Raw genomic sequence first — 23,008 nt, 5'->3', positions numbered from 1 at the left:
ACCTCCGTCACCCCCGCCCGCGCCCCCGGATTGGAGGGGGCGCGGACGGGGGTGACGGGAGGGTGCACGGACCTCAGCCGGAGCGGCGCAGCAGCGAGATCCGCGAGCGGGTGAGCAGCGCGGCCAGGCCCGCCGCGAGCAGCGGCAGCGCCACCACGGTGAACCCGATGGTGAGCCACGGGAGGACCACGACCGACTTGTTGGCGATCATCTCGGCGGGCATCCCGGGGACGGTGGCCGCCGCGCCCTGGACCTTGCGCAGGGCCACCGCCGGCACGATCCCGCAGACGGTGCCGAGCAGGGTGCCCATGGCGGCGATCACCCCGCACTGGAAGCCGGACAGCGTGCGCCGGATCCGGGGCTCGGCGCCGACCGCCGCGAGGGTGGTCAGGTCGCGCTGGGAGTCGGCGGCGGCGAGTCCGGTGGCGATGCCGGCCGCGCCGAGGGCGACGATGCCGGCGAAGATCGACAGCCCGAGGCCGATCAGGTCGGCCCTGGACTGGTAGCCGCGCTCGATCGAGAGGACCTCCTGGTCGGTGAGCTTGGCCAGCGCCCCGTTGGCCTTCTGCTGGGAGCCGTCGGAGGGGGAGCTGTCGGGCAGCCAGACCGAGCCGGTCGGGGCGGTGGTGAGGCCGAGCCGGGTGGCGGTGTCGGGGCTGATCACGGCCTGGCCGCTGGCCGGCACCGCCGCGGACGCGAGGACGGCGTCGACGGAGATCTCGGTGTGGCCGCGCTTCCGGGGGGACGGCCCGTGGGACGACCCGTCGGTCTCCTCCATCGGATCGTTCAACTCGACCGCGATCTTGCCGTCCTTGAGGTAGCGCGCGTCGAAGACCACGGCCTTGCCGGCGGCGAGGGCCTGCCCGGCGGCCGGGTCGGTGACGCCGTAGAGGTTGTGCAGCAGGGTGGCGTCGCCTGCGGAGAGGTTGCTGAACTGGTTGCCGCGGTGGCCCGAGACCTGGCAGCGCGGGTCGGTGCCGAGGATGCGCTCCGTCTCGCTGGTGCTGCGCTCGGTGTCGTCGAGGACGGGGCAGCGCAGTTCCTCGGGCAGCGCGACCTGGATGTAGCCGCAGCGGCTGCCGCCGTCGGCGCAGTCGCCCTTGTAGTTGACGCGCTGGACGTCGGCGCGCGGCCCGAGGGCGGGGATGTTGCGTTCCACCGCGTCGCGCATCTGCGGCAGCAGATTGCCCTCGGAGGCGGGCAGCCAGCCGCTGCCGAGCAGGACGGCGCCGGAGGGGGCGGCGGCGGTGTACTCGCGGCGGTTCCCCTCGTCGTAGCTGGCGAGGTAGACGCTGACCGCGACGGTGCCGGCGACGGCGGCCATCACGGCGGCGACGGCGGGCGCGGTGCGGCCGCGGTGGCGCACCGAGTCGCGCAGGGCGAGCCGGGGGCCGAGCGAGAGCCAGCGGCCGAGCCGGCCGAACAGGCCGACCAGGTAGGGCGTCAGGGCGACCATGCCGAGTTCGGCGACGGCCGAGCCGCCGAGGACGGACAGGCTGCGGTTGGCGAAGCCGCTGGTGGCGCCGAGCAGGGCGAGCGCGGAGCCGCCGCCGAGCATCAGCAGGCCGACCACGGCGAGCCTGCGGCTCGGGGGCTTGAGCGAGTCGCGGCCGGTGAGCGCGGCGACGACGTCCTGGCGGGAGGCCTGGACGGCGGGCACGACGGCGGCGAGCAGGCCGGTGACCAGGCCGACCAGGAGCACGCCGAGCAGGTCGAGCGGCTGGAGGTTGAAGTGGCCGAAGCGCTGGCCGGCGTACTCCTCGGCCCGGGTGCGCAGCAGGGCGACCAGGCCGATGCCGAGTCCGAGGCCGACGACGGCGCCGGTGACGCCGAGGACGATGCCGCCGCCGAGGACGACGGCGCGGATGTTGGCGCGCTCACCGCCGCCGGCGGCGAGCAGGCCGAGCTGCCGCCGGGAGCGCCTGGCCCCGACGGCGAAGGCGGGGCCCGCGAGGAGGACGATCTCCAGCAGGGCCATGCCGACGACGGTGGCGAGGATGACGACGGAGGTGCGGTCGAGGTAGCCGGGGGTGGGGCCGCCGCGCTTGTCGGCCTCGACGTAGTAGGGGACGTCGGCGCGGGCCGGCGGGTCGAGCAGGACGGCGCGGGAGGCGAGGGCGAAGCCGTAGCCGCCCAGTTCGGTGACCTTGGGCCAGTCGAGGGTGGCGCCGGCGGGGAGCTTGACGAGCCAGCGGGTGGGCGCGTCGGTGCCGACGTTGCGGCTGCGGTCGGCGCCGGGGAGCTTGGCGAGCTTGCTGATCAGGGTGCCGGGCCGGGCGATGATCTCGGTGGCCGTCAGTTCACCGGGGTACTCGACGACGCCGGTGATGGTGAAGGGGCTGTCCTCCAGGCCGCGGACGGCGGTCCGGTCGCCGATCTTGAGGCCGGAGCGGGTGAGGAAGTCCCGGGTGACGGCGGCTTCGCCGTCGGTGGCGGGGGCGCGGCCCTTGACCAGGTTGACGCGGCCGTTCCAGACCGGGTCGGTGAGGTCCAGTTCGGTGGTCCCGGTGCTGAGCAGGCCCTGGGAGCTGCCGGCGGCGATGTAGGGGCCCTGCCGCTCGGGTACGAGGGTGGCGCCGGGCGGGAGCAACTGCTTCGCCAGTTCGGCGGGCTCGGTGTCGAGGCTGCGCTGCTGGGCGGGGGTGTACTGGGGGGCGGCGCCGTTCTTCGCCTCGTCCTTGGCGCTCTTGGTGGTCATTCCCTTGTCGGGGTCGGGCGCCTGGAGGACGGTGGAGCCGCGTTCGACCATCTGCAGTTCGCCGGCGGCCTGGCCCATGACGCGCACGACGTGTTCGGCGGGTTCGAGGTCGGCGCTGCGGAAGACCACGTCGGCGCCGGTGACGCCGAGGACGGGCAGCGCGACCATGGCGATGACCAGGGCGCTGCGGCCCTTGGCCCGCAGGGCGTCGCGGCGGGCGATGCGCAGGGCGACCCGCCAGGCGCTGAGCTTCACTCGTCCACCTTCATGCTGTTGGTGGCGGCGCTGACGAGCAGGCTGGCGGCGTCCTGGCTGACGCTCTCGTCGACCATGCGGCCGTCGCGCAGGAAGACCACGCGGTCGGCCCAGGCGGCGTGCCGGGCCTCGTGGGTGACCATCATGGCGGCGGCGCCGGCGTCGCAGCGGGCGCGCAGGACGGCGAGGACGGCCTCGCCGGTGGTGGAGTCGAGGGCGCCGGTGGGCTCGTCGGCGAGGACGAGGCGGCGCTCGCCGATGAGGGCGCGGGCGATGGCGACGCGCTGCTGCTGGCCGCCGGACATGTCGTCGGGGAAGCGGTCGGCGAGCTCGGGGATGCCGAGCTCCTCCAGGGCGGCGAGCGCCTCGCGGCGGGCGGCGCGGGCGGACAGGCCGTCGAGTTCGCGCGGCAGCGAGATGTTCTCGCCGGCGGTGAGGGCCGGTATCAGGTTGTAGTCCTGGAAGACGTAGCCGATGGAGCGGCGGCGGACCTGGGCGAGCCGCTTGCGGTTGAGCCCGCCGAGGGCGACGCCCTCGACGAGGACCTGGCCGGTGGTCGGGGTGTCCAGTCCGCCGGCGAGGGTGAGGAGCGTCGACTTGCCGGAGCCGGACGGGCCCATGACGGCGACGAACTCGCCGGGGTGGACCTTGAGGTCGATGCCGCGCAGGGCTTGGACCTCCGCGGCGCCTTGGCCGTGGACTCGGGTGACGTTTTCCAGGTGCAGTACCGGCGTCTGCCGGGCCGGGTCGGTGTGGGACATGGTTCCCCCCTTGTGCTGGTGGTGGGCTCGGCGTCGGGTCCGGGCCGATGGTTCGGGTGGCCGCCGGGGTCAGGTGCGTCAGCGGCGGGCGGGGTCGGGTGCGTGGGCTACGGCGGGCGAGGTCAGGTGCGCGCGGTCAGGTGCGCGCGGTCAGGCGGGCGCGGTCAGGTGCGCGAGCGTCGGCGGGCGGGCCTGGCGGCCGTGGCGCCGCCGTCGCGGGCGGCTTCGGCGGCGCGGGCCTGTTCGGTCTCCGCGTGCTGGTGGAGCCGGGTCTCGCAGTGGTCGAGCCAGCGGATCTCGGCCTCGGTCTGGAAGATCAGCTGGTCGAGGACGAGCAGCCAGGCCAGGTCGTTGCTCGCGGAGGGCGCGATGCCGGGCCGTGACTCCCCGGCCAGCGCGCGGCCCTTGAGCCGGGTGTAGTCCTGGAGTGCCTTGATGCTGTGGCGGCGCTGGCCCTGGACGACGGCGGAGACGTCCACCCCGGGGACGGTGACGGCCATGGCGAGCTTGATGGCCAGTTCGTCGCGCGGGGGGTTGGTCCGGGGCACCGGGGTGTCGAACCAGGCCCGCAGCTCGGTGCGCCCCTCCTCGGTGACGGCGTAGAACTGGTGGCCCTCGTCGTCCTCTCCGGCGGGCTCGACCAGGCCGTCCCGCTCCAGTCGGGACAGCGTGGTGTAGACCTGCCCGACGTTGAGCGGCCAGGTGGCGCCGGTGCGCGCCTCGAACTCGGTGCGCAGTTGGTAGCCGTAGCGCGGGCCCTGGTCGAGCAGGGCGAGCAGACCGTGTCGGATGGACATACTCAGTATGTATACCCGGTATGCCCTACAGGCTCAAGCCGCGCCCCCTCCCCCGGCGAGCGGGTACCGTCGTGCGGTGTGAGCCAGTTGCGCATCGCCACCTTCAACCTGCTGCACGGTCAGCCGCTCGCCCCGGACGGCGCCCCGCGGCCCTACCCCGCCGACGCCGGCGGGCCGCTGGCGGAGGCGGTGGCCGCGCTGGACGCCGACGTACTGGCCCTGCAGGAGGTGGACCGCCACCAGTCCCGCTCCGGCGGCACCGACCAGGCCGCGGTGGCCGCCAAAGCCATGGGGGCCGCCGACTGGCGGTTCGCCGCCGCCCTGCACGGGCGCCCGGCGCCGGTCGCGGGCTGGGTGCCGGAGCCCTCCGTGCCCGGCGGCCTGCGGGTGTACGGGCCCGGCGACGTCGGCGACGGCGCCCCGCCCTCGTACGGCACCGCGCTGCTGACCCGGCTGCCGGTGCGGCACTGGCGGGCCCGCCGGTTCGCCCCGGCTCCGTTCGGGCTGCCGCTGCGGGTGGCCGGCCGGCGCGGGCTCACCCCGGTGCCGGACGAGCCGCGGGCGGCGCTGGCGGCCGTGCTGGAGGGCGACCACGGCCCGTTCACCGTGGTGGCGGCGCACCTGTCCTTCGTCCCCGGGTGGAACATGGCGCAGCTGGCCGGCATCCGGCGGTGGATCGCGGACCTGCCGCAGCCGTACCTGGTGCTGGGCGACTTCAACCTGGTCGGCGCGGTGCCGCGCACCGTCCTCGGCGGGGCGACCGCGCTGGAGCGCACCGCGCCCCGGGCGCGGGTCCGGGAGCTGCGGGCGGCCCGGCGGGCCCGGCCGGCCCTGGCCGAGCCGCGCCGGCGCCGGGTGCGCGAGCCCCGCCCCCGGCTGCAGGGCTGGTACGACCTGGCCCGCACCCCGACGTACCCCTCGCACCGCCCGGCGGTGCAGTTCGACCACGTGCTGGCGGTCGGTGTGCCGCGCGCCGCGGTCGGCCCGGCGGCGGCGCCGCGCGCGGCGGTGTCGGACCACCGGCCGCTGCTGGTGGAGGTCTCGCTCTAGATCAGCGCTGGCGGGACAGGATGCCGTGCTGGTGCGGTAGTTGGGGGCCGGCGGCGGGGGCCGGCGCGTACTGGAGGAGCAGCATGGCCGCGTCGTCGCCGAGTTGGCGGCCGACGTGGCGTACCACGTCCTCGTGCAGGCGCTGCAGGACGTCCGCCGGGCGGCCGTCGGCGCAGCGCGGGAGGCGTTCGGCGAGCGGGTAGAAGGCGCCGGAGCGGTCGCGGGCCTCGATCACCCCGTCGGTGAACAGCAGGACCCGGTCGCCGGGCCGCAGTGCCACCCGGTGCACCGGCGGCCGGACGTCGGCCGGGTCGAGGACGCCCAGCGGCGGGACGGTCTCGGCGAGTTCGAGCGGCCGGACGTCCCCGCCGCGCAGCAGCAGCGGCGAGGGGTGGCCGCAGTTGACCAGTTCCGCGGTGCCGTCCGCGCCGACGCCGATCAGCACCAGGGTGACGAACTCCTCCTCCACGCCCGGGTGGTCGTTCTCGTGCAGGGCCCGGTCGAGGCTGACGGCCAGCCAGCCGGCGACCCGGTCCAGTGCGGGCTCCTGGTGCGCGGCCTCGCGGAAGGCGCCGAGGACGGCGGCGGCGGTCTCGACCGCGCCGAGGCCCTTGCCGCGGACGTCGCCGACCACGGCCCGCACCCCGTGCCGGGTGTTGACCACCTCGTACAGGTCGCCGCCGATCCTGGCGTGCGCGGCGGCGGCCTCGTAGTGGACGGCCGCCTGGACGGTGCCGACCCGCTCGGGGACGGGCCGCAGCAACACCCGGCGGGCGATCGAGGCGACGAGCTGGGCGTCGGCCAGCGCCCGCTCCTGGCGCAGCCGAAGGGTGGCGCTGACCCAGCCGATCAGGGCGACCAGCAGGATCGCGAAGACGCTGGCGGCGTGCACGGACTGGTCGAGGGCGTCGCTGCGGAAGGCCATCAGGAAGGCCACCGCCTCGGTGAAGAGGCCGATGGCGAGCGGGTACCAGGTTCGGTGGCTGACCACGGCGGCCAGCGCGGGGACGGCGGTGAGGGCCGGTTCGACCGTCACCTCGGTGTTGCTGACGAAGTCGAGGGCGACGATCAGCGCCATGCCGATGAAGGGCAGCGCGAGCGCCGTCCTCGGCCAGGTGCCGGTCGTGCCCGGAGCGGGTCCCGGGGTCGGCCCGGTGAACCGCTCTCTGATCCATCCGGTCGCGCTCAACGTCGGTTACTCCAGCAGAAGACGCCGATGCCCGGGGGCACCTGCGGTGATGACTGAGGGTTAGGGAATGCGGGCCTCGCTGGCGGCCGGAGCACGGGGGTTGACCGGTTACCGACCCCACAATAGGCACGAAACGTGCATGGCGCACAGGTTTCGGGCGCTGCCGTGATGACTTGAATGCTCTGCGTGACTCATTCTTCACTGTTCCCGATCAGGAGCCGTTCCAACTCTTTTCGGTCGGGAAGTCCTGTCGGACGGACGATCCGCCCGCTGCGGACGTACAGGAAGGAAGCCGTGACCTGCTCCGGCGGAACGCCCGCCTGCTCGGCCCAGGCGATCCGGTAGACCGCGAGCTGCAACGGGTCGGCGGTCTCCTCGCGGTGGGTCTTCCAGTCCACCACTTCGTAGCGTGACGCGCCACCGGTTACTGACGTCACGTCACCGTCCCGGTATACCGCGTCGATCCGGCCGCGCACCACCCGCCCCCCGAGCACCAGCTGGAACGGCGCCTCCACCCGGTGCGGCCGGCGCTGGGCGTACGAGGTGCGCAGGAACGCCTCCTTGAGCCGCTCCAGGTCCTGCTCGTCCTCGATGCCGTCGTCGTCGGCGCCGGGCAGCGCGCCCGGCTCGATCAGCAGCAGCGGTTCGATCCGGGACTGCACCCAGGCGTGGAAGCGGGTGCCCCGCCGGGCGGCCGGCTGCGGCGGGCGCGGCATCGGCCGGGCCAGGTCGCGCGCGAAGCCGTCCGGGTCGGCGGCCAGGCGCAGCAGTTGGGTGGCGGACAGCGCGGCGGGCAGCGGCACGTCGCGGGCGGTGCGCCGGGAGCGCTCCAACTCGCCCAGCAGCGCGGCGAGGTCGCGGTCCCAGGAGGCCGCCTGGCGCTGGTCCTCGGCGGCCATCGGCTCGGGTTCGGGGGCGGGCGCGCCGGCCAGCCGGGCGTGCACCACCTCGGCGACCCGGCGGCGGGCCAGCTGGGCGGCCGGGTCCAGCGGCAGCGGCCAGGGGCGCTCGACGGGATCGGCCAGCGCCGGGTTCTCGGCGCCCTTCTCGGGCTGCTCGGCCCAGTGCTCAACCTCCCCGGCGCCGGGCCGCTCGCAGTGCTCGCGCAGCTGCTCCAGGAAGGCGGACGGGCCGCGGACGGTCTTCTGGCTGGGCCCCCACCAGTGCCCGGAGGCCAGCAGCAGCGTGCGCGGGCGGGTGAACGCGACGTAGCCCAGGCGCAGTTCCTCGGTGCCGGAGTGCTCGGCCAGCTGCCGCTTGAACGCGGTCATGGCCTTGCCGTCCCACCCGCCGCGCACGTCGGGCAGGGTGTCCGCGTCGCCGCGCAGGGCGTGCGGGAGCACCCGTTTGCTGCTGGTCCAGCGCTCGCGCGAGGTGGTGGACGGGAACGAGCCCTTGACCAGGCCGGGGACGGCGACGACGTCCCACTCCAGGCCCTTGGACTTGTGCGCGGTGAGCACCTTCACGGTGTCCTCGCCGCCGGGCAGGCTGCTGTCCAGGCCGCGCTCGTACTCCTGGGCGGCGCGCAGGAAGCCGAGGAAGGCGGCCAGGCCGGGGTCGCCGTCGAGGTCGGCGAAGGAGGCGGCGACGTCCAGGAAGGCGTGCAGGGTCTCGCGCCGCCGGGCGGCCAGCGCCTGCGGGGAGGCGGCGAGTTCGACCTCCAGGCCGGTGACGGCCAGCACCCGGTGCAGCACGTCCATCAGCGGGTCGGCGAGCGAGCGGCGCAGGTCGCGCAGCTCCTGGCCGAGGCGGGCCAGGCGGACCCTGGCCTCGGCGGAGAAGGGCAGTTCGTCGGGCTGCTCCGCGTCGAGGAAGGTCTCCACCGCGTCGGCGAGCGAGACCACCTCGGTGGGGTCGGCCTCGGCGACGGCCGCCGTCAGCGCCTCCACGCCCTCGGGCCGGTCGGTGCGCACCAGGTCGGCGGCCCGGCGCCCGAGCAGGGCGAGGTCGCGCGGGCCGATCCGCCAGCGCGGGCCGATCAGCAGGCGCACCAGCGCGGCGTTGGCGGTCGGGTCCTGGAGCACCTCGCAGACCGCCACCAGGTCGGCCACCTCGGGCAGTTGCAGCAGCCCGCCCAGGCCCACCACCTCGACCGGCACCTCGCGGGCGACCAGGGCGGCGTGGATGTCCGGGAAGGCCGCGCCGCCACGGCACAGCACGGCGATCCGGCCGGGCGCGGTGCCGGTACGCACCAGGTGGGCGATCGAGTCGGCGAGCCAGTCGACCTCCTCGGCGTGGGTGGGCAGCAGCGCCGCCCGCACGTAGCCGTCCTGCTCGGCGCCGGGGGCCGGGCGCAGCGCCTCGACGCCCTCGTGCATGGCCCGCAGCGGCGCGGCGAGTTCGTTGGCGAAGGCGAGCAGCCGCCCGCCGCTGCGGCGGTTCTCGCTGAGCGCGTAGCGGGCGGCGGGGCGGCCGTCGGCCTTCGGGAAGTGCCGGGGGAACTCGTCGAGGTTGGCGACGGAGGCGCCGCGCCAGCCGTAGATCGCCTGGCAGGGGTCGCCGACGGCGGTGACGGGGTGGCCGGCAAAAGGATGACCGGGACCGGGGCCGGCGCCGAACAGGCCGGCCAGCATCAGCCGCTGGGCGACCGAGGTGTCCTGGTACTCGTCGAGCAGCACGACCCGGAACTGGCCGCGGAGCAGCGCGCCGACCTCGGGCCGCTGCTGGGCGAGCCGGGCGGCGGCGGCTATCTGGTCGCCGAAGTCCATCAGCCCGGCGGTGTGCTTGCGGCGCCGGTAGTCCTCGACCAGGCGCAGCAGCTCCAGCCGGGCCCGGGCGGTGGCGGGGACGGCCCGCAGGTCGTCGTTGGTGAGCTTGACGGTGGCGAGGGTGTCCAGCAGGTCCTCGTCGTGGGCGCGCAGGGTGTCCGGCTCGACCAGGTGCTCGGCGAGTTCGCCGTCCAGGGCGATCAGGTCGGCGACGAGGTTGGCGAAGGTGCCGGTGAGCGCGGGGAACGGGCCGCGGGCGGTGCGCAGCACCTTGGCGGCGAGCTGGAAGCGGGTGGCGTCGGCGAGCAGCCGCACGTCGGGTTCGATGCCGATCCGCAGGCCGTGCTCCTTGAGCAGCCGGCCGGCGAAGGCGTGGTAGGTGGAGATCTCCGGTTCGCCGAGCGGCTCCGCGCCGTCCTGCCCGGTGACGCCGGCCCGCAGCAGGGCGGTGCGCACGCGTTCGGCGAGTTCGCCGGCGGCCTTGTTGGTGAAGGTGAGGCCGAGCACCTCCTCGGGCCGGACGGCGCCGGAGCCGACCAGCCAGACCACCCGGGCGGCCATCACCGTGGTCTTGCCGGAGCCGGCGCCGGCCACGATCACGGCCGGTTCCAGGGGGGCGCCGATGGCCGCCATCTGCTCCCGGTTGAACGGGATGCCCAGCAGCTCCTTGAGCTGGTCGGGATGGCTGAGCACGGCGGTCACCCCGCAACGTTAACCGGAGCGGCGGACAACCTTCACTCGACGAGTTGCGCCCCGTCCCGCTGGGCGGAGCAGCTGCGGCGGAAGGTGCAGCGGTCGCAGCCGCCGCCGGTCTGCGGGACGAAGCGCTCGGCGAGGACCCGGCCGGCCGCGTCGGCGAGCAGGTTCTCGATCCACGGCTCGCCCTCCGGCGGGTCCTGCCGCTGCACCTTGGGGGCGTCCTGGGCGGCCTTGGCGGCGGGCTCGCGCAGGTGGACGAGTTCGGCGCCGCCGGTGGCCGGGGGGCGGTCGGCGAAGCCGGGCAGTTCGTTGAGGGCCCCGGCGCGGACGGCGAGCTGGTAGACGGCGAGCTGCTTGTGCTCGGGCAGCGACTTGTCGGTGGGGATCTGCTTGCCGGTCTTGAAGTCGACGACGTAGGCGCGCCCGGCCGCGTCCTTCTCGACCCGGTCCATCGAGCCGCGGATGCGCACCGAGACGCCGCCGGCGTCGAGGGTGACGTCGAAGCCGTGCTCGGTGGCGACGAGGTCGCGGCCGCGTTCCAGCACGTGCCAGTTGAGGAAGCGCTCCAGGGCGGCGCGGGCCTGGGTCTTCTCCTGGTGGGACTTCCAGGGCGCGTCGAAGGCCAGCGCGTCCCAGACGGTGTCCAGGCGTTCCATCAGGACGGCGAGGTCGGCGGGGGTGCGCCCGGAGCCGACCTCGTCGGCGAGCGCGTGCACGACGTTGCCGAAGCCCTGGGCGGCGGAGCCGGCTGCGCGGGCCTTGACCTCCTTGTCCAGGAACCACTGCAGCGAGCAGTTCTCCAGTTGTTCCAGGCCGCTGCCGGACAGCCGCACCGGCAGGTCGGCGCTGCGCAGCGGGTCGGGGGCGGCGGTGGCGTCGGCCAGGCCCCACCAGCGGTCGGGGCGGGCGGCGGGCACCAGCGGCTGGCCCTCGTCGTCGGTGGCGGTGGCGAGCAGGGCGAGCCGTTCGGCGGCGGCCCGGCGCAGTTCGGGCGAGCGGGCCGGGTCGACGGTGACGGCCCGCAGTTCGGCGACCAGTGCGGCGACGGACAGCGGGCGGCGCGGGCGGTGGGTGACGTCCTCGACGACGACGGGCGGGGTGCGGCGCACGACCCTGCCGGTCCGCGGGTCGACGTCCTCGCGGTAGAGCTCGCGCAGGAAGCGGGAGGGCTCGTCGCCGTCGTCGGCGGGGGCCTTGACGGCGGTGACGATCAGCCGTTCCCGGGCGCGGGTCGCGGCGACGTAGAAGAGCCGGCGCTCCTCGCCGAGCAGGGCGCCCGGGGAGAGCGGTTCGGCGAGGCCGTCGCGGCCGATCCGGTCGGCCTCCAGCAGGGAGCCGCGGCGGCGCAGGTCGGGCCAGAGGCCGTCCTGGACGCCGGCGACGACGACCAGGCGCCATTCCAGGCCCTTGGAGCGGTGGGCGGTCATCAGCCGGACGGCCTCGGGGCGCACGGCCCGGACGGTGAGGGTGTCGGCGGCGATGTCCTGGGCGTCGAGCTCGGCGAGCAGGTCGAGGGCGCCGCGGTGGCCGGTGACCTGCTCCTCGGCGCGGGCTGCGGTCTCGAACAGGGCGCACAGCGCGTCGAGGTCGCGGTCGGCGTTGCGGCCGGCGGCGCCGCCGCGCAGGGCGGCCCGTTCCAGGCGTTCGCGCCAGCGGCGGCTGCCGTCCCACAGCTCCCAGAGCGCCTCCTCGGCGGTGCAGCCGCCGGCGAGGCGTTCGCGGACCTTGCGCAGCAGGGTGCCGAGGTCGCGGGCCCGGCGGGCGTGGGCGGGGTCGAGGGCGATCAGCCGCTCGGGTTCGGCGAGGGCCTCGCGCAGCAGGTCGCCGGCCGGGCGGGGGGCGGCCGGGTCCCCGTCGGCGCGCAGGGCGGCGCGTTCCTCCTCGCGCAGGGCGCGGCCGAGGCGGCGCAGGTCGGAGCCGTCGAGGCCGCCGAGCGGGCCGGTGAGCAGGGCGTGGGCCAGGTCGGTGGTGAGCGGGTCGGGTGTGTCGGGGTCGCCGTGCCGGTCGCGGGCGGCCTGCTCGGCGCAGACCCGCAGGGCGAGCAGCAGGTGGGCGACGGCCGGCTCCTCGCGCAGCGGCAGGTCGTCGCCGTCGATCTCCAGCGGGACGCCGGCCGCGCTGAGCGCCCGCCGCACGCCGGGGATGGAGCGGGCGCCGGCCCGGACCAGGACGGCCATCTCGCCCCAGGGCACGCCGTCCTCCAGGTGGGCGCGGCGCAGCAGGTCGGCGATCGAGTCGAGTTCGGCGCCGGGGGTGGGGTAGGTGTAGACCTCGGCCCGGCCGCCCTCGCGGGAGGGCAGCAGCGCGCGGTGCTGGGCGAGCTTGTCGGCGGGCAGCCGGCCCATCGGCATCCGCCGGGCGAGCTCCCGGGAGGCGGCGAGCAGGACGGCGCCGGAGCGGCGGGAGACGCGCAGCACCTTGACGTCGGCGGGTTCGCCGTCGGCCCGGCGGAAGGTCTGCGGGAAGTCGAGGATGCCGTTGATGTCGGCGCCGCGGAAGGCGTAGATCGACTGGTCGGGGTCGCCGACCGCGACGAGTTCGCGGCCGCCGCCGGCCAGCTGGCGCAGCAGCCGGACCTGGGAGGGGTCGGTGTCCTGGTACTCGTCGACGAACACCACCTCGTAGCGCCGCCGCAGTTGTTCGGCGACCTCGGGGCGTTCGGCGAGCAGGACGGCCCGGTGGACGAGTTCGGCGTAGTCGAGGACGCCGCGCAGGTCGAGCACGTCGAGGTAGTCGGCGAGGAAGTGCGCGGCGGCGGCCCAGTCGGGGCGCTGGACGCCCTGGGCGAAGCGCTCCAGTTCGGCTTCGCCCAGGCCCAGCTCGCGGCTGCGGGCGAGGACGGCGCGGACCTCGTCGGCGAAGCCGCGGGTGGTCAGGCAGGCCCGCAGGTCGAGCGGCCAGTGGATCCGGGAGCTGCCGAGCTTCGCGTCCTCGGCGCCGCCGGCCAGCAGTTCGCGGACCATGACGTCCTGCTCGGGGCCGGAGAGCAGCCGCAGCGGTTCGGCGTAGTCCTGCGGGTCCTGGTGGGCGCGCAGCAGGGCGTAGCTGAAGGAGTGGAAGGTGGTGGCCTGGGGGGCGGCCGAGGAGGAGCCGAGCCGGGCGGACATCCGGTCGCGCAGTTCCGTCGCGGCCTTGCGGCTGAAGGTGAGGACGAGGATGCGCTCGGGGTCGGTGCCATGCTCGATCCGCCGGGCGACGGCCTCGACCAGGGTGGTGGTCTTGCCCGTCCCGGGGCCGGCGAGCACCAGCAGCGGCCCGCCGCCGTGCTCGACCACGGCGCGCTGGTACTCGTCCAGCACGGGTGGGGCGGGCTGGACGAGCGGGCTGCGCACGAGCCGGTACGGGGAACTCACGGAGGCGGATCCTGGGGTTGTGCTGGAGGCGTGGCCGGGCGGGCCCGCCGGGGCCCGCCCGTATCGAGCCTACGATCCTGCCCCGTCATTCCCGTCGGCGCGGCGGTTTCGCGGCATCCCCGGTCCGCGGCGACCTCACTCCGCGTTCCGCGGCGGCCTCATGGCGTGGCGCCCGGCTCCCGCCCGTCCCAGCGGGCCCGCCGCAGGTCGACCCGGGGCGGGTCGGCGAGTTCGCGCAGCGGGGTGCCCTCCTCGCCGTAGTGGGAGAGGGCGCGGTGCTCGTGTCCGGGCAGGAAGCGGCCGTCGGCGCGGATGACCCGCCACCAGGGGACCGAGCCGCCGTACAGGGCCATCACCCGGCCGACCTGCCGGGGGCCGCCCTGGCCGAGGTACTCGGCAACGTCCCCGTAGGTCATCACCCTGCCGGGTGGAATCCGCTCGGTCAGGTCGAGCACCAGTTCGGCGAAGGGTGGCAGGGTGTCCGGGAGGCCGTCGTCTGTTACGTCCGTCACCTGCGGCATTCTTCCTCACGGGGGCACACCCGCGGCCCCGTACGAACGATCCGCCGCGCCCGATCCGGCCCCTGTCCAGCACGGGGCGCCGAGGCATGCCACCATCTTCGGGGCGGTGAGTGGTGATACGAGGACAAGACCAGATGACCGGGACGGCTGACGTGGGTGTGGACGAGGACTCCGACGAGTCCGCCGCCGCCGTGCCCTCGGCTCCCGGTGATGGGCCCGCGACCGGGCCGACACCGGAAGTCTCCCTGATCAAGGACCTGACGATCAAGACCCCCGCGCCCGCCGAGGCCTCCGAAGAACCCGCCGAACCCGCCGAAGCCGCCGAAGCCCCCGGGGATCCGGCCGCCGCCGCGCCGCCGGCCCGGCGCCCGCTGCCCGACTACCACGACCCGCTGGGCGACACCCCGCACCTGGACGTCGACGAGCCCCTGCTCGCCGCCCGGGCGCACCGCCCGTCCGACCTGATCCGCTTCCTGGCCGGCGTCTTCGGCATAGTCGCCGTCTTCGTGCTGGCGGGCATCGCCACCTCGACCACCACCGGCATCGAACAGGACATCGCCACCAACGCGCCGCACTTCTCCGCGGTGCTCTCCACGATCACCGGCCTGCTCTCCAGCGTCGCGGTGCTCGCCGTACCGCTGGCCTTCGCGGTCGAGCGGCTGATCAAACGCGACGGCCTGCGGGTCGCCGACGGCGTGCTCGCCTCGGTGCTCGCCTACGGCGTCTCGCTGGGCATCGACTGGTGGGTGGCCGAAGGCGCCTCCGACCACATCCGGGACGCGCTGACCAGGCTGCCGATGGACAGCAACGGCACCCTCACCGACCCGGTGCACGGCTACCTCGCCCCGGTGATCGCCTACATGACCGCGGTCGGCATGTCGAGCCGCCCCCGGTGGCGGGTCGCCCTGTGGGTGGTGGTGGTCTTCAGCGGGATCACCGAACTGCTCGGCGGCTACACCACCCCGCTGTCGCTGCTGCTCACCGTCCTGATCGGCTGGTCCGTCGCGTACGGCACGCTGTACGCGATCGGCTCCCCGAACATCCGGCCCACCGGCCAGCACCTGATGATCGGCCTGCGCAAGGTCGGCTTCACCCCGGAGAGCGCCCACCGCGCCCCGGACGCACCCGGCGGCACCCGCCGCTACTACGTCACCCAGCAGAGCGGCCCGCCGCTGGACGTCCACATCATCGACCGCGAGCAGCAGGCCTCCGGCTTCTTCTACCGGGCCTGGCGGCGGCTGCGGCTGCGCTCGGTGGCGGTGCGCCGCAGCCCGCAGTCGCTGCGCCAGGCGCTGGAGCAGGAGGCCCTGATCGCCTACGCGGCGGCCGCCTCGGGCGCCCGCGCGCCGCAGCTGGTCGCCACCTCCGAGCTGGGTCCGGACGCCGCGATCCTGGTCTACGGCAAGGTCGAGGGCCGCATCCTGGACGAGCTCTCCGACGAGGAGGTCACCGACCAGGTGATGGCCTCGCTCTGGGAGTCGGTGGCGGCCCTGCACGAGCGCCGGATCGCCCACCGCCGGCTGACCGGCGAGTCGCTGCTGGTGGTGGACGAGAGGACGGCCTGCCTGGTCAACCTCTCCGGCGGCGACATCGCCGCCACCGACCTGACGCTGCGCATCGACGTCGCCCAGCTGGTCACCACCTTCGCGCTGCGGATCGGCCCGGAGCGGGCCGTCGCCACCGCCAACGCGGTGCTCGGCGCCGACCGGGTCGCCCAGGCGCTGCCGCTGCTCCAGCCGGTCGGGATGAGCCGCTCCACCAGGGTCGACCTCTCGCGGCTCACCAAGGAGCGCAAGACCGTCGCCCGGGCCAGGGCGCTGGAGCAGGTCGCGGCCGGCGAGCGCACCCAGCAGCAGGCCGAGGAGGACATCGCGGTGGCCGGCGAGGACCTGCTGAGCCGCATCCGCGGCCAGATCCTCCAGATCGCCCCCGAGGCACCGATGGAGCCGGCCAAGCTGGAGCGGCTGAAGCCGAAGAGCCTGATCATGGTGATCGCGCTCACCTTCGCCGCCTACCTGGCGCTGACCACCATCAAGCCGGCCCAGCTCAAGCTCTCCCAGATGGACTGGGTCTGGGCGGCGGCGGCCCTGCTGGCGGCCGCGTTCAGCTACGTCGCCGCCGCGATGAGCCTGACCGGCTTCGTCCCGGAGAAGCTGCCGTTCCGGCGCACCGTCGCGGCCCAGCTGGCCGGCTCCTTCGTCAAGCTGGTCGCGCCCGCCGCGATCGGCGGCATCGCGCTCAACACCCGCTACCTACAGAAGGCCGGGATCCGCTCCGGCCAGGCGGTGGCCTCGGTCGGCGCCTCCCAGCTGGCCGGCCTGGCCGGGCACCTGCTGCTGCTGTTCAGCTTCGGCCTGATCACCGGCAGCCAGACCAACGGCGACCTGTCCGCCTCCCGCGCGGTGATCATCGGCGTGCTGACCGCCGCCGTGCTCGCCCTGGTGGTGGCGGCGGTCGCGCCACTGCGCCGGTTCGTCCTGGGCCGGCTGCGCTCGCTGTTCTTCGGCGTGGTGCCGCGGATGCTCGACCTGATGCAGACGCCCAGCAAGCTGGTCACCGGCTTCGGCGGCATCCTGCTGCTGACCCTGTCCTTCACCGCCTGCCTGGACGCCTCGGTGCAGGCCTTCGGCGGCGACGTCAGCTTCTCGGCGGTCGCGGTGGTCTTCCTGACCGCCAACGCGGCCGGCTCGGCGATCCCCACCCCGGGCGGCATCGGCCCGGTCGAGGTCGCCCTGATCGGCGCCCTGACGGTCGCGGACGTGTCGCCGGCGGTCGCCACCCCGGCGGTCTTCCTCTACCGGGCGCTCACCTTCTGGCTGCCGGTGCTGCCGGGCTGGATCTCCTACAACATGCTGCAGCGCCGCGGCGCGCTCTGACGTCCACCGGATACGCGGAAGGGCCCGCCGAGGCGGGCCCTTCCGGTACGTTCCGGCGTCTACGTTCCGGCGTCCTAGTAGACCGGCTTGTGCGGCTCGATCTGGTTGACCCAGCCGAGCACGCCGCCGCCCAGGTGGACGGCGTTGGCGAAGCCGGCCGCCTTGACCACGGCCAGCACCTCGGCCGAGCGCACGCCCGACTTGCAGTGCAGCACGATCTTGCGGTCCTGCGGCAGCTTCTCCAGGGCGTCGCCCATGAGGAACTCGTTCTTCGGGATCAGCACCGCGCCGGGGATGTTGACGATCTCGTACTCGCCGGGCTCGCGGACGTCGATCAGGAAGATGTCCTCCTTGTCGTCCTGCCACTGCTTGAGCTGCGCCGAGGTGACGGTCGAGCCCGCGGCGGCGGCCTGCGCCTCCTCCGACACGACGCCGCAGAAGGCCTCGTAGTCGATCAGCTCGGTGACCGTCGGGTGCTCGGAGCAGACGGCGCAGTCCGGGTCCTTGCGGACCTTCACCTGGCGGTAGTTCATCTCCAGGGCGTCGTAGATCATCAGCCGGCCGACCAGCGGGTCGCCCACGCCGGCCAGCAGCTTGATCGCCTCGGTGACCTGGATCGAGCCGATGGACGCGCACAGCACGCCCAGCACGCCGCCCTCGGCGCAGGAGGGGACCATGCCCGCCGGCGGGGCCTCCGGGTAGAGGCAGCGGTAGCAGGGGCCGTGCTCGGCCCAGAACACGCTGGCCTGGCCGTCGAAGCGGTAGATCGAGCCCCACACGTACGGCTTGCCGAGCAGCACCGCGGCGTCGTTCACCAGGTAGCGGGTGGCGAAGTTGTCGGTGCCGTCCACGATCAGGTCGTAGCCGGCGAAGATCTCCATGACGTTGGAGTTGTCGAGGCGCTCCTCGTGGAGGATCACGTCGACGTAGGGGTTGATCTCCTTGACCGAGTCCCGCGCCGACTCCGCCTTGGAGCGGCCCACGTCCGACTGGCCGTGGATGATCTGGCGCTGCAGGTTCGACTCGTCGACCACGTCGAACTCGACGATGCCCAGCGTGCCGACACCGGCCGCGGCCAGGTACATCAGCGCGGGCGAGCCCAGGCCGCCGGCGCCGACGCACAGCACCTTGGCGTTCTTCAGCCGCTTCTGCCCGGCCATGCCCACGTCGGGGATGATCAGGTGGCGGGAGTACCTGCGGACCTCGTCAACGGTGAGCTCGTCAGCCGGCTCGACCAGGGGTGGCAACGACACGGGGACTCCGATGGGTGTCTGGTTCAGGTGGCCTGGGCCAGCCTCATGGTGGTTGCTGCGCCGCCACGCGGGTGGCTCCTAGGCCAACAGTGTCACGCCCCTCCGGTATTCCGAGACAGCTCGTCCGATGGGCGAGACAGCCGGCGTCGGATCGTGGGACCGCCCGCGGGAGCCCGGAAAAGCGCCCCAGGCCTGTGCCGACAGGCCCGGGGCGCTCCCGGTGACCGCTCAGACCCGGCAGGCCGTCTCCAGCCAGACGTCCCCGAGCGACTCCTCCAGCGGCACCTGTGTCCGCCAGCCGAGACGGTCCCGGGCGGTGCGCACGTCCGCCTGCCGCCACGGCACCGGCTCCCCCGTCGCGACCCGGCCCTCCGGCCGGTGGCCCTCCACCCGGTGGCCCGGCAGGTGGTGGCCGGGCAGGTGGTCGCCGACCGGGCCGCCGGCCTGCGCGGGCAGCAGGACCTGCCGGTTCTCCTCGACGATCGCCCCCTCGAAGCCGGACGCCCGGACCAGCAGCTGGGCCGCGTCCCGGGCCCGGACGGCGTGCCCACTGCCGATGTTGACCACCCCGGTGGCGGCCGACACCGCCGCCGCCTGGATCGCCCGCGCGACGTCCCGCACGTCCACGAAATCCCGGTATCCGGACAGGTCCGGCATCCGCACCTGGGCCTCGTCCCGCTCCAGGGCCCGCCGCAGCCCCTCCGCGAGCCGCCCGAACAGCGAGGCGGTCGGCGCCCCCGGGCCCACCACGTCGAACACCCGCAGCACCGCCGCGTCCAGGCCCGACGCCAGCACCAGCTCCGTCCCGGCCAGCTTGGACACCCCGTACGGGCCGACCGGCCGCGGCTCGGCCTGCTCCGACACCGGCACCCCGCCCGGCACCGGGCCGTACTCGGCGGCCGAGCCGACGTGCACCAGCCGGGCCGGCTCCCGGCTGCGCCGGATCGCCTCGCAGACGGTGGCGACGGCCAGCGTGTTCGACCGGATCAGGGTGCGCGAGCTGCCGTAGGTGGCGCCCGCGCAGTTGATCACCACCTGCGGCGCGACCGCGTCCAGGAACCGGGCCAGCGCGCCCGGGCTTCCGGTGGTCAGGTCGAAGCGGATATCGGCCGAGTCGCGCCGGCCGAGCACCGTCACCTGCAACTCCTGGTCCATGAGCAGACGATCGGTGACCCGGCGGCCGATGAAACCGTCGGCGCCCAGCAGCAGCACCCTCATCGGGGGCGTCCTTCCACGAAGCGAGGTCGGGGACGACCTGGCGGACTGAAATCAAGAGCGGACTGAGTGAGAGCAACGAGAAGGGGGCGGCACCCGGGGCCGCACCGGCGGGCGGGGCTCAGCGGTGCGAACCGGCCCGGCCGAGCACGGCCCAGGCGTACGCCAGCAGCACCGCGGCGACCGCGCCGCCGCCGAGCAGCCCGGCCGTCGGCCCGGAGCGGCCCAGGGCGAGCAGCCCGAGCGCCACGGCGGGCCCGGCCAGCGCCCCCGCCGCCGCGGCCGTCGTCCGGCCGCAGCGGGCCAGCAGCGCGGGCAGCACCAGCAGCAGGCCCAGCACGCCCTGCGCCGCCCACTGCGCGGCGCCGGCCCGTTCGGCCGCCAGGTGCAGCAGGCCCCCGCCGTGGCCCGGCCCGGGGCGCGGCGCGAGGACGGTCAGCACCGCCAGCGCGGCGAAGGTCAGCACCGCGAGCACCGCCAGGTGCAGGGCGACCGCCACCGGGAGCACCGGCCGCATCCGGGACCGGAACTCGGCCAGCGTGGCCGCCGCGCCGAGATGGCCGCGGCCGACCTGCCGGTACCAGCGGGCCGCCCGCTCGGCCGACCCGGCCGACACCGCCCCGGCCAGCACCAGCGCGGCGGTCAGCCGCCGGTCCCCGTCCGCCGCGGCCAGCGGGAGCAGCAGCAGCGCGGCCAGGCCCAGCCCGTACCCCAGCGCCGCCGGGCGCCACCGGGAGCCGGCCCGCCGCGGCGCCCGCGCCGGGCCCAGCCCGTCCACCGCGCGGCAGGGGCCGGTGCACGGCGGGCCGGGCTCGACGGCGGGGTCCGCGGCCAGGGCGGGCACCAGCACCAGCGGGACGGCGGCCGGCAGCAGCACCGGCCAGCGGGCGCCGAGCGCGACCACGGCCGCGCAGGGCAGCGCGGCCAGCGCGGCGGCGGTCAGCGTCGCCCGGGTCGCGGCGGCGCACTCCCGGCCCGGCGGCGGCTCCGGCGGGGGCGGGCGGCGGGGCACCCGCGCGTACAGCTCCTCGGCGAGCGAGAACAGGTCGGCGTGCCGGCAGCGTGCGGCGGCCTGCGGGCCGAGCCCGGCCTCCTCCAGTCCGGCGGCGATCTCCAGCGGGTCGACGGCCCGCTCGCACAGCGCCCGGTGCTCGGCCATCACCTCGCGCACCGGGTCCCCCACCGGGCTCCCGGGGCCGCCCGGCGCCGCGCCGCCCGCCATCAGACGGCCTCCGCGAGGGCGCCGGGGCGCTCTTGCGCGCCGGCGTCGCCGCCCTCGTCCTCCGACCGCTCGGACCCGGCCGGCCCGGCGCCGTGGCGGCCGTCGGGGCCGTCCGCCGCGTCCGGGGCGCCCTGGCCGTCCGGGCCGTCCGGCGCGCGGCGGCCGTCGGCGAGCCAGTACTCGGCGGGCCGGGCGAACGGGCGCGGCGGCTCCCCCGCCGCGCCGCCGGCCCCGCCGCCGGGGAAGGCCGGGTACTGCGAGACCAGTTCCAGGTAGATCTCCCGGAAGGCGCCGATCACCGGCTCCACGGCGAAGCGTTCCTGCGCCCGCAGCCGCCCGGCCAGCCCGAGCCGGGCGCGCCGCTCCTCGTCGCGCAGCAGCGCCAGGCAGGCGCCGGCCAGCGCGCGCGGGTCCCGGGCGGGCACCAGCAGCCCGGTCGGCCCGACCACCTCGCGGGCCACCCCGACGTCGGTGGACACCACCGCCCGGCCGCTGAGCATCGCGTCCGCGAGCAGCCGGGGGCTGCGCTGGGACAGCGCGGAGAAGACGGCCAGCGTGCCGCCCTCCCAGACCTCGGCGAGCGAGCCGGGCCGCCCGGCGAAGTCCACCGCCGCGGCCAGTCCGAGCCGCTCGGCCAGCGCCGCGCAGTGCGCCCGGTAACCGGGCACGGCCTCCTCGCCGTGGATCACCAGCCGGGCGCGCGGCAGGTCGGCGTGCACCTGCGCGAAGGCGTGCAGCATCAGTTCGGTGTCCCGCCCCGGCTCCAGCGCGCCCGCCCACACCAGGGTCGGCGCGGCGGGCTCGGGCCCGGCCGCCGGGCGGACCACTGCGGGCGTCCCCTCGTACACCACCCGGGTGCGCGCCGGGTCGGCCCCGCAGCGGCGCTGCCACTGCTGGTCGTGGGCGCTGCCGGGGGTCAGGACGGCCGCCTGCCGGTAGGTCTCCTCGGTGAGCGCCCGGAAGTACGCCAGCAGCAGCGCCCGGACCGGCCACCGGTACGGCGCCTCGCGGTAGCCCAGGTACTGCTCGCGCAGGTGCAGGCCGTGCTCGGTGACCACGAACGGCACCCCGTGCAGATACCGGGCGACGAGTGCGGGCAGCGCCGCGGGGCCGCCGCCGACCACGTGGCACAGGTCGGCGCCGCCGAGGCCGTCGGGCCCGGTGCCGTACCAGGGCGCGGACAGCGGCCGCAGGCACTGCTCCAGCAGGTCCGCCGCGACCAGCACGTCGCGGACCAGCGGCTGCCCGGCCGAGGTCTCCGCGCCCGGCAGCCGCCAGACCCGCTCCAGGGTGCGCCGGGCGTGCGCGGAGGCGAGGAAGGCGGGCAGCGTGCCGTCCTCCCGGGCGAGGACGGCCAGCCGGTACAGCCCGGCCCCGAAGCCGGCCCGCTCCCCCGGCAGCACCAGGGCTCTGACCAGGTCCTCGTACGCCCGGGCGTACTGGCGTCTGCGCAGCGCGCCGGGCACCCGGCCGCCCGGCCGGCGCCCCCACAGCGCCAGCTCGCGCGCCCCGCGCCAGGCGGGGGACGGCCGCTCGGCGGCGCCCTGGCCACCCTGGCCGGCCTGGCCGGTCAGCAGGTACAGCCCGAACTCGTGCTCCGGCAGGCCCGCGGCCAGCCGGTCGCACCAGCCTCCGGCGCCGCGCCGGGAATGTGGGCGGGCACCCTCGGTGAGCAGGGCGATGCGCACGGGAGACCTCCAGGGCAGAGCGGATCACGGGCGGGCGGATCACGGGCGGGCGGGATCGGCGGATGGCTTGAGCGGCTTGAGTGGTCACCGGGGCGGCCCCGCACGGCGGCGGGGACGGTCCGGGGGCGAGGAGTGCGGTCGGCCGGGTACGACACCGCGACGCTCCCCCGGGGCGGGGCACCACCGAGCGGTGGTGCGGCCGTCCGGCCCGACGGTCCGGCCGCGCCCCTCCCGCGATCCGTTCCCCCGGGCGCACGCCCGTTCCGGCGGGCCGGGCCCGACCCGCCGGGCCCCCTGGGTGCGGCCGCCCCCGGATTTCCCCGGCGTCCGCGGCCTCCCCCACACCTGTTCGGTCCGACAGCAGAAAGGTAGGACCGGGCCCGGGCAATCCATCGGTCACATGCCTGGTTGCCACCTGAACGAGTGAACGAGCGTGACCTCGCCCCGAACCGGGCCGTTACCGCGCGGTCCGCGCGACCGGGCGCCGGTCGCCGACCTCCCCGCTCATGACGGACGATGGGAGTGACCTTGTTCGCCGCTGCGAGGGGTCCCCGGGTCCGCGATGCCCGGCCCGTGCTCCGCGCTCGGTGACACCGCCGGTGCGGTGCGTCACGAGGTTCGGATTCCGGCGGCCGGGACGGCCGTTCCGGCCCCTGTCACACCCCTGCCGACGCCGAGGTCAGCGCCGTATTGTGGGCTCCTGACAAGGAGGCCGAGGTCCTT

General features: G+C 75.6%; 13 protein-coding genes. 2 read left to right on the top strand and 11 right to left on the bottom strand.

The window, feature by feature from the left end:
- Positions 1 to 73: 73 nt before the first annotated feature.
- The 3 genes from ACFVHI_RS20805 to ACFVHI_RS20795 all read right to left on the bottom strand — a co-directional run bounded on the left by ACFVHI_RS20805 (position 74) and on the right by ACFVHI_RS20795 (position 4,511).
- Positions 74 to 2,953, bottom strand: coding sequence for an FtsX-like permease family protein (locus tag ACFVHI_RS20805; protein ID WP_380341426.1), 2,880 nt, complete (start codon positions 2,951 to 2,953; stop codon positions 74 to 76).
- Positions 2,950 to 3,714 (bottom strand): ABC transporter ATP-binding protein, encoded by a 765-nt coding sequence (locus tag ACFVHI_RS20800; RefSeq protein WP_063347908.1) that lies wholly within the window; start codon positions 3,712 to 3,714, stop codon positions 2,950 to 2,952. The genes ACFVHI_RS20805 and ACFVHI_RS20800 overlap by 4 nt, the downstream gene beginning before the upstream one ends.
- A 164-nt stretch (positions 3,715 to 3,878) precedes the next feature.
- Positions 3,879 to 4,511 (bottom strand): PadR family transcriptional regulator, encoded by a 633-nt coding sequence (locus ACFVHI_RS20795; RefSeq protein ID WP_063347909.1) that lies wholly within the window; start codon positions 4,509 to 4,511, stop codon positions 3,879 to 3,881.
- A gap of 78 nt (positions 4,512 to 4,589) precedes the next feature.
- Between ACFVHI_RS20795 and ACFVHI_RS20790 the strand changes: the two genes are divergently transcribed.
- Entirely contained in the window at positions 4,590 to 5,561 is a 972-nt protein-coding gene (locus ACFVHI_RS20790) for an endonuclease/exonuclease/phosphatase family protein (protein WP_363372609.1), read from the top strand.
- A gap of 1 nt (position 5,562) precedes the next feature.
- Here the strand turns inward: ACFVHI_RS20790 and ACFVHI_RS20785 are convergent, their stop codons facing one another.
- The 4 genes from ACFVHI_RS20785 to ACFVHI_RS20770 form a co-directional block, all read right to left on the bottom strand.
- Positions 5,563 to 6,750, bottom strand: coding sequence for a PP2C family protein-serine/threonine phosphatase (locus tag ACFVHI_RS20785; RefSeq protein ID WP_079135641.1), 1,188 nt, complete (start codon positions 6,748 to 6,750; stop codon positions 5,563 to 5,565).
- A 191-nt stretch (positions 6,751 to 6,941) separates the two neighbouring features.
- Positions 6,942 to 10,160 carry a UvrD-helicase domain-containing protein gene (locus tag ACFVHI_RS20780; protein ID WP_380341419.1) on the bottom strand — a complete coding sequence of 1,073 codons (3,219 nt, stop codon included), beginning with the start codon at positions 10,158 to 10,160 and terminating at the stop codon, positions 6,942 to 6,944.
- Between the two features lie 32 nt (positions 10,161 to 10,192).
- Positions 10,193 to 13,510, bottom strand: a complete 3,318-nt coding sequence (locus ACFVHI_RS20775) for an ATP-dependent DNA helicase (protein ID WP_063347912.1) — start codon at positions 13,508 to 13,510, stop codon at positions 10,193 to 10,195.
- Positions 13,511 to 13,668: 158 nt separating this feature from the next.
- The gene (locus tag ACFVHI_RS20770) at positions 13,669 to 14,031 is read right to left on the bottom strand and encodes an MGMT family protein (protein ID WP_380341416.1); all 363 of its coding nucleotides are present in this window, start codon (positions 14,029 to 14,031) and stop codon (positions 13,669 to 13,671) included.
- Between the two features lie 134 nt (positions 14,032 to 14,165).
- Here ACFVHI_RS20770 and ACFVHI_RS20765 point away from each other — a divergent pair, with 134 nt between their 5' ends.
- A complete protein-coding gene (locus ACFVHI_RS20765) occupies positions 14,166 to 16,907 on the top strand; it encodes a flippase-like domain-containing protein (protein WP_380341413.1) in 2,742 nt (913 codons plus the stop codon).
- Between the two features lie 74 nt (positions 16,908 to 16,981).
- Here ACFVHI_RS20765 and moeZ read toward each other — a convergent pair whose 3' ends face one another.
- From moeZ to ACFVHI_RS20745, 4 genes are all read right to left on the bottom strand, one after another.
- Complete coding sequence (moeZ, locus tag ACFVHI_RS20760) at positions 16,982 to 18,160, bottom strand: adenylyltransferase/sulfurtransferase MoeZ (RefSeq protein WP_380341410.1); 1,179 nt, start codon at positions 18,158 to 18,160, stop codon at positions 16,982 to 16,984.
- A 228-nt stretch (positions 18,161 to 18,388) separates the two neighbouring features.
- Entirely contained in the window at positions 18,389 to 19,378 is a 990-nt protein-coding gene (locus ACFVHI_RS20755) for an NAD(P)-dependent oxidoreductase (protein WP_063347915.1), read from the bottom strand.
- Positions 19,379 to 19,496: 118 nt separating this feature from the next.
- Positions 19,497 to 20,597, bottom strand: coding sequence for a hypothetical protein (locus ACFVHI_RS20750; RefSeq protein WP_380341407.1), 1,101 nt, complete (start codon positions 20,595 to 20,597; stop codon positions 19,497 to 19,499).
- Positions 20,597 to 22,285, bottom strand: a complete 1,689-nt coding sequence (locus ACFVHI_RS20745) for a DUF3492 domain-containing protein (RefSeq protein ID WP_380341404.1) — start codon at positions 22,283 to 22,285, stop codon at positions 20,597 to 20,599. The genes ACFVHI_RS20750 and ACFVHI_RS20745 overlap by 1 nt, the downstream gene beginning before the upstream one ends.
- Positions 22,286 to 23,008: the final 723 nt, after the last annotated feature.

This window comes from Kitasatospora sp. NPDC127121 (genome assembly GCF_042677305.1).
Taxonomy (GTDB): Bacteria; Actinomycetota; Actinomycetes; order Streptomycetales; family Streptomycetaceae; genus Kitasatospora.
Note: the sequence above shows the minus strand (reverse complement) of the source record. Positions and strands in the feature narration are given on the sequence as shown.

Coding starts and splice junctions, on each gene's coding strand:
- ACFVHI_RS20800 (WP_063347908.1), bottom strand. CDS start 3,714: ATGTCCCACACCGACCCGGCCCGGCAGACGCCGGTACTGCACCTGGAA.
- ACFVHI_RS20795 (WP_063347909.1), bottom strand. CDS start 4,511: ATGTCCATCCGACACGGTCTGCTCGCCCTGCTCGACCAGGGCCCGCGC.
- ACFVHI_RS20770 (WP_380341416.1), bottom strand. CDS start 14,031: ATGCCGCAGGTGACGGACGTAACAGACGACGGCCTCCCGGACACCCTG.
- ACFVHI_RS20765 (WP_380341413.1), top strand. CDS start 14,166: ATGACCGGGACGGCTGACGTGGGTGTGGACGAGGACTCCGACGAGTCC.
- ACFVHI_RS20755 (WP_063347915.1), bottom strand. CDS start 19,378: ATGAGGGTGCTGCTGCTGGGCGCCGACGGTTTCATCGGCCGCCGGGTC.
- ACFVHI_RS20750 (WP_380341407.1), bottom strand. CDS start 20,597: ATGGCGGGCGGCGCGGCGCCGGGCGGCCCCGGGAGCCCGGTGGGGGAC.